The organism is Herminiimonas fonticola, from assembly GCF_040395855.1.
In the GTDB taxonomy this organism is placed as follows: Bacteria; Pseudomonadota; Gammaproteobacteria; order Burkholderiales; family Burkholderiaceae_D; genus Oxalicibacterium; species Oxalicibacterium fonticola_A.
Map to the genome: position 1 here is coordinate 1 of NZ_JBEBPO010000101.1, position 8,309 is coordinate 8,309.

Here is an 8,309-nt window from a genome sequence, read left to right on the forward strand (position 1 = left end):
TTGGTGGCAAATACGCTCCATTGGCCGCCGGCTGTCTTGACATAGAAAGTGCGCAGTGTGTGCGAATTTCCCAGGCTGTCGTAGACCGGTGCGGAAGTCGCATCGCTGAAAGTAAGCGGATCGTTCGGGTCGAAATTGGCGGCAACCAGATCCGGCTTGCGTGAATCCAGCTTCAGCGCCAAATCGTAAGTTGTCGTCGCTTGCGGCGCCAGGTCGGCCTTGTTGATCACCAGCTCGGTTGGTGCACCAGTGGCGACCACACCGTTCAGATCAGCCATGTAACCGGTCAAACGGCCGCCGGCTGCATTTTCGATAAAGCCTTCCTTGCTCAGGATAAACTGGCCGTTACGCGCATAGCTGATCGAACCACCCGTGCTCATGCGGAAAAAACCGTCGCCGTTGATGGCCATGTCGAGTGGATTGTTCGATGCCGTGACATTACCCTGGCTGAACAATTGCGCCACCCTTGCGACCTGCGTACCGATACCGATCTGCGAAGCACCGGAGCCTGTCAAGGTGCTGGCATAGATATCGGAAAACTGCACCTGCGACTGCTTGAAACCGACTGTGCCCGAGTTGGCGACGTTATTACCAATTGCTTCAAGACTTTTGGTAGCGGCATTCAATCCGCTCAAACCTTGTTGGAAACTCATGTATTTCTCCTGGGTTGGTTTGCCGCTGTATTAAAGATACTGACGAATATCGGAAAGATCGAGTGCGCCCAGCCCGGGCACATTGAGCTTCACGCCGTTTTGGCCGGTAGTCACAGTCGTCACCATGCCGAACTGCAGTTCGTTGACCGCCACTTCCTTGCCTGCGACCTGCGCCTTCACCTCAAACGTATAAGTGCCCTCTTCTGCCTTTTCGCCATCCGCTTTTGTGCCATCCCACAGCAGCGGCACAGTGCCTGCTTCTTGCGGCCCCATGCTCAGTGTCTGCACAACGTTGCCGGCTGCATCCTTGATCACCACTTGTGCCGAATCGACCGCTTCCGGGAATTCAACGCCCATCAGGGCCTTGTCTTCTGCCAGACCGAGTTTGTTGCCCGGCGCCAGCACGCCATGACCAATCAGGTTGGCGGACTGCAGCGTTTGGCTGGACTGGTAGCTGCCAATCAGGGACTGCAGCGTTTCATTCATCTTGTCGATGCCGGTCACCGTCGACAATTGCGCCATTTGGCTGGTTACCTGAGCGTTATCCATGGGATTCAGCGGATCCTGATTCTGCATCTGCGTGATCAGCAGTTTCATGAAGCGATCCTGTGCTTCATCCACGCTGGATTTGGTCTTCGTCGTACCCGGGTTCATCGCATCGAGTACAGACTGCGGCAGGGTATTACTGATAGCGCTCATGATTATTCCTTTTATTGTTTACTGACCGAGCGTCAGCGTTTTCAGTAGCATCGTCTTGGCCGCATTCATGGTTTCGACATTGGTTTGATAGGAACGTGAGGCAGAAATCATGTTGACCATTTCTTCCACCACATTCACATTCGGCATCGCGACATGGCCGGTTTCATCGGCGTTCGGATGCTTGGGATCGAATACCATTTTCAGCGGAGAAGCATCTTCGACCACCTGCTTGACCTTGACCCCTGTAGATGTCGCGCCCGCCATCGGCAGCGACTGAAATTCCACCTGCTTGGCGCGATAGGTCTTGCCATCGGCACTGGTCGTGCTCTCGGCATTGGCGATATTGCTCGATACCACATTGAGGCGCTGACTCTGCGCACTCATGGCCGAACCGGCGACGTTGAAGATATTAAATAGCGACATGATTATTGCCCCTGAATAGCGGTGAGCATTCCCTTGATTTTCGACGATGCCAGCGTGACGCTGACTTCATAGCGCATCGCGTTATCGGTAAACTGATTGCGCTGCACATCCATGTCGACCGTGTTGCCGTCGATATTGCCCTGCTGCGTATTGCTGTATAACAGCGGCGCTCCGCCTATCGTCGCGTGCGTATTTGACGACAGATGCGTCGTAGTCGTCTTTACCAGATCGGGCGCTGCTGTTGTGCCGCCGGCGCTCCTGGCTATCGCGCCTTGCAGGGCCTTGTTAAAATCGATGTCACGCGCCTTGAAGTTGGGCGTATCCGCATTGGCAATATTTGACGCCAGCAATTGCTGACGTTGCGCACGCAGACTCAGGGCCGTCTCCTGAAAGCGCATCAAGTCATCAAGTTTTCCGATCATGTCGACCTCCGAAGTGCGCGTTCGGGGAATTCCCGTTCTGCGCCGATAATGGATTTGTATAGCGTGGATCATACGGAGCCCATACCCGCCTCGATCAAACGATAAGAAGACAAAAATCCGTGCTATTCCCGGCTTTGCCACAGCCTCCAGTCAGTACCATGGTCGTGCATCCAATCCATAGCCAGCCATGAGACACACTTTTAATTTTGCTATTGCCGCCCTCGCTCTCGCCGCGCAATGTGCTGTTGCGCAGAGTGTCGAACCGGAAGCACGCCAGGATCTGGGCGTGTTGAAACAAGCGGCCGAACAGTTTTTGCGTACGCAGGCTGCCGGCTTGCCGGGTGAAGTGCGGGTAACGATAGGCTCTATAGATCCACGCACCAAATTGCCGGCATGCGTTGCGCCGGAAGCGTTCCTGCCAGCATCCAGCAAGGCCTGGGGCAAGACCAGCGTAGGTTTGCGCTGCAGCGCCCCATCGCGCTGGACTATATATGTACAGGCGAAAGTGCAGGTACACGGCGAATACATCGCGGCAGCAGCTCCGCTGTCACAGGGACAAACCATAGGACAGGGTGACATTGCCAGGGTCAAGGGCGACCTCACCATTTTGCCGGCTGGCGTCATCACGGATGCATCGCAGGCGATAGGCCGCACCGCAGCCACTACAGTTGCGCTGGGCGCGCCGCTGCGACAGGATGCGCTACGCAACCAGCAGGCTATCCAGCAGGGTCAGGCGGTACGCGTGATCGTCAATGGCGCGGGCTTCAGCGTCTCCAGCGAAGCGCGCGCATTGAATAATGCCAACGAAGGCCAGTTGACCCAGGTTCGCACACCGGCAGGTCAGGTCATCAGCGGAATTGCAAAGTTGGGCGGAGTCGTTGAATTAACGTATTAGCAACATAAATTAAGACACAAAATTTTACGTTTCACCCATTTAATATTAAAGTTTGGTCTAATAACGCCGTTAGTCCCATCATGAGATAGGCGTTTTGCCGCAAACCAAACAGGGTGATGTCGTGAAAATTGATGACTCAAGCAAGAAAACCGCAGGAATAGGCGTCAGTACGACGCAAACCCGCGCGGGCAAGGGAACTGAAAAAGCCGCAGGTGCCAGCAACAGCAAGGCTCCGTCGGCCAATGTCACGCTGTCTTCGCAAGTACAGGCGTTGACCAGCCAGGTTTCCAGTGCCAGCGTATTTGATACTAAAAAAGTGGAAGAGATCAAGGCAGCGATTGCCGGCGGTCAGTTCCAGGTCAACGCAGAACGCGTGGCAGATGGACTGATGGACACGGTAAAAGACCTGATCTCCGCCCGGAGAGGTTGATTTCAACATGGATTCGTTCGGTAGCAACCCTGCAGACAGCTTGAGTGAAGAACACAAAGCCGTACGCGCATTGACGGAATTGCTGCAAGTGGAGCAGGAAAAACTGATTGCCGCCGATATCGAAGCCATCGCCGCCTTGACAGAGCCCAAGGCAAAAGCTGCTCTGCACATGGCTGAACTGGCCGCGAAACGACACAAACTCCTTGCAGCAGCAGGTTTTGAAGCCAACGAAACAGGCATGCAAACCTGGTTAGGCAGCCCTGCCGCTTCAGCTACAGCAAATACATCCTGGCATGAACTGATTGCGTTGGCAGAAGCCGGCAAGGAACTCAATCGCGTCAACGGCACGCTGATCAACAAGCAGATGGTGCGTAATCAAAACGTGCTCAATATTCTGCAACACGGCAATGTACAAGGCAATAATGTCTACGGGCCGGACGGTCAGACGGCCAGCAAGGGCATGAGCCGCCACATCGTCGCCCGCTAACCATTCATTTATTGACGGTGTACTGCCCGTCTTGTCTGCACCCCGCAAAAGAAAATGCCGCCATCACTGGCGGCATTTTCTTTTGCCTGCGCTTTAACTGTCCGGCTTCCATCAGCTATCGGCGCGGCGCATAGATATCGCGCCCGGCTTCATCAATCTGGCGACGCAATGCGCGCCGCTCATCGGGAGACAGACGCGGATCGCGACGCCCCTGATCCTGCCGTCCCGCATTACGATCTGCACCATAGTCATCACGTCGTTCACGCGCCTGGCGTTGGCCATCATCGCCGCGTCTATCCTGATTGAAACGTTGACGAGAATCATCCTGTACGGCGTACCCGAATGCACTCCCCTGGAAGCGCGACTGTGCATACGCCGCCGTTGTCCCGGCAAAAGCTGCAAGCAGCAGCATCACCAATCCCATTCTCTTCAATGTTATATTCATCATCGTCATCTTCCGCTGCGCTCCCGATGGACACGCTCCCTGTTGCAAACCATGTCCAAAGTTTATGCTGCTTTGCAGCCAGCCCTAAGTCCATTTCCGTAAAGGTTGTAACACTTTGTAATGCCTGCAATTCACCTTGTACCGAAAAGTCTTTCTGACGTTACCATAGCAAAATGAATACGACAAATGTACCCATGAAGGAACCAGGCCATTCGACCAATTCGCATCAAACCAAGGTGTTGGTGGTCGATGACGATTTGCGTTTGCGCGACTTGCTGCGTCGCTATCTGTCTGAACAGGGATTCAATGTAGTGACGGCAGAAAATGCGCAGGCGATGAACAAGCTCTGGCTGCGCGAACGCTACGATCTGCTGGTGCTGGATCTGATGCTGCCGGGAGAAGACGGCCTGTCGATCTGCCGCCGTCTGCGCGGCGCCGGCGACAAGACCCCCATCATCATGCTGACCGCCAAAGGCGAAGATGTCGATCGCATCGTCGGCCTTGAAATGGGTGCCGATGATTATATTGCCAAGCCGTTCAATCCACGCGAACTGGTAGCGCGCATCAGCGCCGTGCTGCGCCGTATCACTCCTGATGAAGCACCGGGTGCGCCATCCGAAACGCCGCAATCATTTACCTTCGGCGAATTTACGCTGGACCTCGGTACACGCACACTGAAAAAAAACGACGAAACCGTACCGCTGACCACCGGCGAATTTTCCGTCCTGAAGGTATTTGCACGTCACGCACGTCAGCCGCTATCGCGTGAAAAACTGATGGAGCTTGCGCGCGGTCGCGAATATGAAGTATTCGATCGCAGCCTCGATGTACAGATTTCACGCCTGAGAAAATTGATTGAACCCGACCCCTCCACGCCGCTGTATATTCAAACCGTCTGGGGCCTCGGCTATGTCTTCATTCCTGAAGGCAAGCCGCGCTGATCTCTTTGCAGTTGCGTGAAAAATCCACGGATGCCCACATCGTCAAATCACCTGAACTGGATAAGAAGCGGTCTGTTCTGGCGCACTTTTTTTCTGCTCGCCTTTCTGATTGCCGCCAGTATGGCCGCCTGGATCGCCAGCTATCGCGCGGTTGAAGAAACACCGCGCGCCAACCAGATCGCCGCACAAGTCATCTCAGTTGTTACCATTACACGCGCTGCGCTTACACATTCTGCACCCGACTTGCGACGCGAATTACTGTTCGATCTTTCCAGCAATGAAGGCATACGCGTCTATCCGCTGGAAGACAGCGATCGCGTCGAACCTCCCATCGAAAACAGCGTGGTGCGCAGCATCCAGGCAAACGTACGCGCTGCACTGGGCAAGGACACACGTTTTGCCCGTACGGTCAACGATGTGGCCGGCTTCTGGGTCAGCTTCACCATTTCCGACGACGAATACTGGCTGATGCTCGATCGCAGCCGGGTCGAAGCGAGTTTTGGCGTGCAATGGATAGGCTGGGGCGCGGCCACTCTGCTGTTATCGCTAGTGGGCGCGCTGATGATTTCCGGCCTGATCAATCAGCCATTGGCACGCCTCACCGCCGCCACCCGTGCGATTGCCAACGGCCAGCACCCCGCGCCGTTGCCGGAAAGCGGCCCGACCGAAATCCGCGAAGCCAATCACAGCTTCAATCAAATGGTGGATGATTTGAACCGGGTGGAATCCGATCGTGCGCTGGTCCTCGCCGGCATCTCGCACGATCTGCGCACCCCGCTCGCGCGCATGCAACTGGAAGTCGAAATGGCCGGCCTGCCGGATGATGCGCGCAAAGGCATGCAATCCGATCTGGAACAGATGGATGCCATCATCGGCCAATTTCTGGATTATGCAAAACCGGTGGACAGCAGCCATTTCAAATCGATAGACCTGACAGCTTTGCTAACGGAAGCAGCCCACGAAGCGGCTCGCCTGCCCGATGTGCAGGTAAGCCGCACCATTGAAGACAAGGTAGTCGTCCTCGGCAATGCCATCGACATCAAACGCATCGTCAACAACCTGATTGAAAATGCGCGCCGCTACGGCAAGGCAAGCAACGCCGATCATGTCGATATCGACCTGTGCTGCCGCGTCGAAGGCGACAAGGTCATCCTGGAAATCGCCGATCACGGCGCCGGCGTGCCGGAAGAAGACATCGCCCGTCTGTTGCGCCCCTTTACCCGCATGGATAGCGCGCGCGGACAAGCCAACGGTGCCGGCCTGGGCCTGGCCATTGTCGATCGCATCGTCAAGCGGCACGGTGGCAGGCTGCATCTGTTCAATCGCGATGGTGGCGGACTGACGGTACAGATTGTTCTGACCAATCCGAGGAAACGCCACTCCCCTTTCTCCATCTGAACAGCCTTGCAGATGAGACGCTGCGCATAGCGCAGCAGGCAGTCCGATTCATCGGGCGCATCAATAAAAAAAACGCACATGCCTTTCAGCAATGTGCGTTTTTATTCACTGTTCGCCTGTCTGGCAAACAAGAGCAGGCTTACATCTTTTCATCCCTGATTTCGGTCACTACGCCGTCGATGATGTCGCCATGCGCAGATTGATGAAAGGCGCGTTCCGCTTCAAAGCGCGCTTTCAATGCACGACGTCTTTTATACAGCAGCACCGGAATCAGCAACCAGCTCAGCAACAGCACCGTCACGACCACCAGCAAACCGACCATCAATACCAGGCCCAGTACCAGCCACGCGAGCAAACGCGAAGCAAAGCCGCCGGACTGGCTGCGGCGGAACATTTGTTGCCAACCTTGTGCATGCTGACTGAAAAGAAAAGATGCCATGTATGTGTCACTCCTGAGTCTTTGTAGTATAGCCGAATCGTACGAACAAGGATGCCTGTTGCCTTTTCCCGCACGACTTCGCATAACTGCACTATGCGTGAATCCGACCTTTGCCGCAATAGATTGCGACGCTTCCTGAAAATTCAATACTTTTCAACGGCTTGTCTTTTTTATACCGATTTTTATACTGATTTATTCGTGATGATCGCCGGTGATCGGTCCTTCCCTGAACAAGGCATTGCGTAATTTCCTGCCCAGTTTGGGATCGCCCCTGCGTACCCATTCCAGCACCATGGCCGCGTGAATGTATTTCTGGTTGAAAAATCAATATCGCCGATTCAGGTAGACAATAAAATCGGCAAAAAATTCATCGCTTTCATGATCTCTGATAAATCAGGGCGACCGCTTCGGCCGCGATCCCTTCTTCGCGCCCCAGATAACCCAGCTTTTCATTCGTTTTCGCCTTGATGTTGACCTGATTGACAGCGACACCCAGATCCTTCGCGACGTTGGCAACCATCTGCGCAATATGCGGCGCCATCTTCGGTCTTTGCGCAATGATGGTGGCATCCACATTGCCGATGTAAAACCCGGCTGCAGCCACACGCTTGGCCGCTTCACGCAACAGTACGCGCGAATCGGCACCGGCGAACTCGACTGCCGTATCGGGAAAATGCCGGCCGATATCGCCCAATGCCGCCGCACCAAACAAGGCATCGGTAATCGCATGCAGCAACACATCGGCATCCGAATGTCCAAGCAGGCCGGTCGCATGCGGAATCGTCACGCCACCGATAATCAGCTTGCGGCCTTCCGCCAGCGCATGGCAGTCGTAACCCTGGCCGATACGAAAAGGCATGGAAAGTGTGGCGGGAATATTCATACAAGTCCTTTTAAATATAATTCGGCAAGCGCCACATCTTCCGGCAGGGTCACCTTGAAATTGCACGCATGCCCCGTGACCAGTTTCGGCTGCAGACCCAGCGCTTCAATCGCACCGGCTTCATCGGTCACTGCAGCCGCCTGTTCCAGTGCCTTCTTCAATAAACCGTAGCGAAACATCTGCGGCGTTTGTGC

The 8,309-nt window shown here is 55.0% G+C and carries 14 protein-coding genes; 5 read left to right on the top strand and 9 right to left on the bottom strand.

Annotation, left to right across the window (positions count from 1 at the left end; genetic code table 11):
* From ABWP27_RS11065 to flgB, 4 genes are all read right to left on the bottom strand, one after another.
* Window positions 1-653 (bottom strand): flagellar hook-basal body complex protein (locus ABWP27_RS11065; RefSeq protein ID WP_353156666.1); only part of this gene is annotated, 653 nt, incomplete at its 3' end.
* A 30-nt stretch (window positions 654-683) separates the two neighbouring features.
* Window positions 684-1,352 (bottom strand): flagellar hook assembly protein FlgD, encoded by a 669-nt coding sequence (gene flgD / locus ABWP27_RS11070; RefSeq protein WP_353156668.1) that lies wholly within the window; start codon window positions 1,350-1,352, stop codon window positions 684-686.
* 18 nt (window positions 1,353-1,370) lie between these two features.
* Entirely contained in the window at window positions 1,371-1,775 is a 405-nt protein-coding gene (flgC, locus tag ABWP27_RS11075; protein ID WP_353156669.1) for a flagellar basal body rod protein FlgC, read from the bottom strand.
* 2 nt (window positions 1,776-1,777) lie between these two features.
* Complete coding sequence (gene flgB, locus ABWP27_RS11080) at window positions 1,778-2,197, bottom strand: flagellar basal body rod protein FlgB (RefSeq protein WP_353156671.1); 420 nt, start codon at window positions 2,195-2,197, stop codon at window positions 1,778-1,780.
* A 187-nt stretch (window positions 2,198-2,384) separates the two neighbouring features.
* Here flgB and flgA point away from each other — a divergent pair, with 187 nt between their 5' ends.
* From flgA to ABWP27_RS11095, 3 genes are all read left to right on the top strand, one after another.
* The gene (gene flgA / locus ABWP27_RS11085) at window positions 2,385-3,092 is read left to right on the top strand and encodes a flagellar basal body P-ring formation chaperone FlgA (RefSeq protein WP_353156674.1); all 708 of its coding nucleotides are present in this window, start codon (window positions 2,385-2,387) and stop codon (window positions 3,090-3,092) included.
* Between the two features lie 121 nt (window positions 3,093-3,213).
* Window positions 3,214-3,522, top strand: a complete 309-nt coding sequence (gene flgM, locus ABWP27_RS11090) for a flagellar biosynthesis anti-sigma factor FlgM (RefSeq protein WP_353156677.1) — start codon at window positions 3,214-3,216, stop codon at window positions 3,520-3,522.
* Between the two features lie 40 nt (window positions 3,523-3,562).
* Window positions 3,563-4,009, top strand: coding sequence for a flagella synthesis protein FlgN (locus ABWP27_RS11095; RefSeq protein ID WP_353156680.1), 447 nt, complete (start codon window positions 3,563-3,565; stop codon window positions 4,007-4,009).
* 115 nt (window positions 4,010-4,124) lie between these two features.
* Here the strand turns inward: ABWP27_RS11095 and ABWP27_RS11100 are convergent, their stop codons facing one another.
* Window positions 4,125-4,457 (bottom strand): hypothetical protein, encoded by a 333-nt coding sequence (locus ABWP27_RS11100; protein WP_502905337.1) that lies wholly within the window; start codon window positions 4,455-4,457, stop codon window positions 4,125-4,127.
* 170 nt (window positions 4,458-4,627) lie between these two features.
* On the opposite strand from ABWP27_RS11100, the gene ompR reads away from it, so the two are divergent.
* Together ompR and ABWP27_RS11110 are read left to right on the top strand one after the other, a co-directional pair.
* On the top strand, window positions 4,628-5,395 hold the full coding sequence (gene ompR / locus ABWP27_RS11105) for an osmolarity response regulator transcription factor OmpR (protein WP_353156685.1): 768 nt from the start codon (window positions 4,628-4,630) through the stop codon (window positions 5,393-5,395).
* 30 nt (window positions 5,396-5,425) lie between these two features.
* A complete protein-coding gene (locus ABWP27_RS11110; protein WP_353156688.1) occupies window positions 5,426-6,793 on the top strand; it encodes an ATP-binding protein in 1,368 nt (455 codons plus the stop codon).
* A gap of 139 nt (window positions 6,794-6,932) precedes the next feature.
* On the opposite strand, the gene ABWP27_RS11115 is transcribed toward ABWP27_RS11110, so the two are convergent.
* The 4 genes from ABWP27_RS11115 to ABWP27_RS11125 form a co-directional block, all read right to left on the bottom strand.
* Entirely contained in the window at window positions 6,933-7,232 is a 300-nt protein-coding gene (locus tag ABWP27_RS11115; protein WP_011871382.1) for a hypothetical protein, read from the bottom strand.
* A gap of 192 nt (window positions 7,233-7,424) precedes the next feature.
* A complete protein-coding gene (locus ABWP27_RS12695) occupies window positions 7,425-7,538 on the bottom strand; it encodes a ferritin family protein (protein WP_502905338.1) in 114 nt (37 codons plus the stop codon).
* 70 nt (window positions 7,539-7,608) lie between these two features.
* Complete coding sequence (gene ispF / locus ABWP27_RS11120; RefSeq protein WP_353156691.1) at window positions 7,609-8,115, bottom strand: 2-C-methyl-D-erythritol 2,4-cyclodiphosphate synthase; 507 nt, start codon at window positions 8,113-8,115, stop codon at window positions 7,609-7,611.
* Window positions 8,112-8,309, bottom strand: a 198-nt coding sequence (locus ABWP27_RS11125; RefSeq protein WP_353156693.1) for an IspD/TarI family cytidylyltransferase, incomplete at its 5' end; no start/stop codon positions are given. The genes ispF and ABWP27_RS11125, both read right to left, overlap by 4 nt.

What these genes read in the sequence shown, in the direction of transcription:
- flgC (WP_353156669.1), bottom strand. Translation starts at nt 1,775, where the DNA reads ATGTCGCTATTTAATATCTTCAACGTCGCCGGTTCGGCCATGAGTGCG.
- flgA (WP_353156674.1), top strand. Translation starts at nt 2,385, where the DNA reads ATGAGACACACTTTTAATTTTGCTATTGCCGCCCTCGCTCTCGCCGCG.
- ompR (WP_353156685.1), top strand. Translation starts at nt 4,628, where the DNA reads ATGAATACGACAAATGTACCCATGAAGGAACCAGGCCATTCGACCAAT.
- flgB (WP_353156671.1), bottom strand. Translation starts at nt 2,197, where the DNA reads ATGATCGGAAAACTTGATGACTTGATGCGCTTTCAGGAGACGGCCCTG.
- ABWP27_RS11115 (WP_011871382.1), bottom strand. Translation starts at nt 7,232, where the DNA reads ATGGCATCTTTTCTTTTCAGTCAGCATGCACAAGGTTGGCAACAAATG.
- ispF (WP_353156691.1), bottom strand. Translation starts at nt 8,115, where the DNA reads ATGAATATTCCCGCCACACTTTCCATGCCTTTTCGTATCGGCCAGGGT.
- ABWP27_RS11110 (WP_353156688.1), top strand. Translation starts at nt 5,426, where the DNA reads ATGCCCACATCGTCAAATCACCTGAACTGGATAAGAAGCGGTCTGTTC.
- ABWP27_RS11100 (WP_502905337.1), bottom strand. Translation starts at nt 4,457, where the DNA reads ATGATGAATATAACATTGAAGAGAATGGGATTGGTGATGCTGCTGCTT.
- flgD (WP_353156668.1), bottom strand. Translation starts at nt 1,352, where the DNA reads ATGAGCGCTATCAGTAATACCCTGCCGCAGTCTGTACTCGATGCGATG.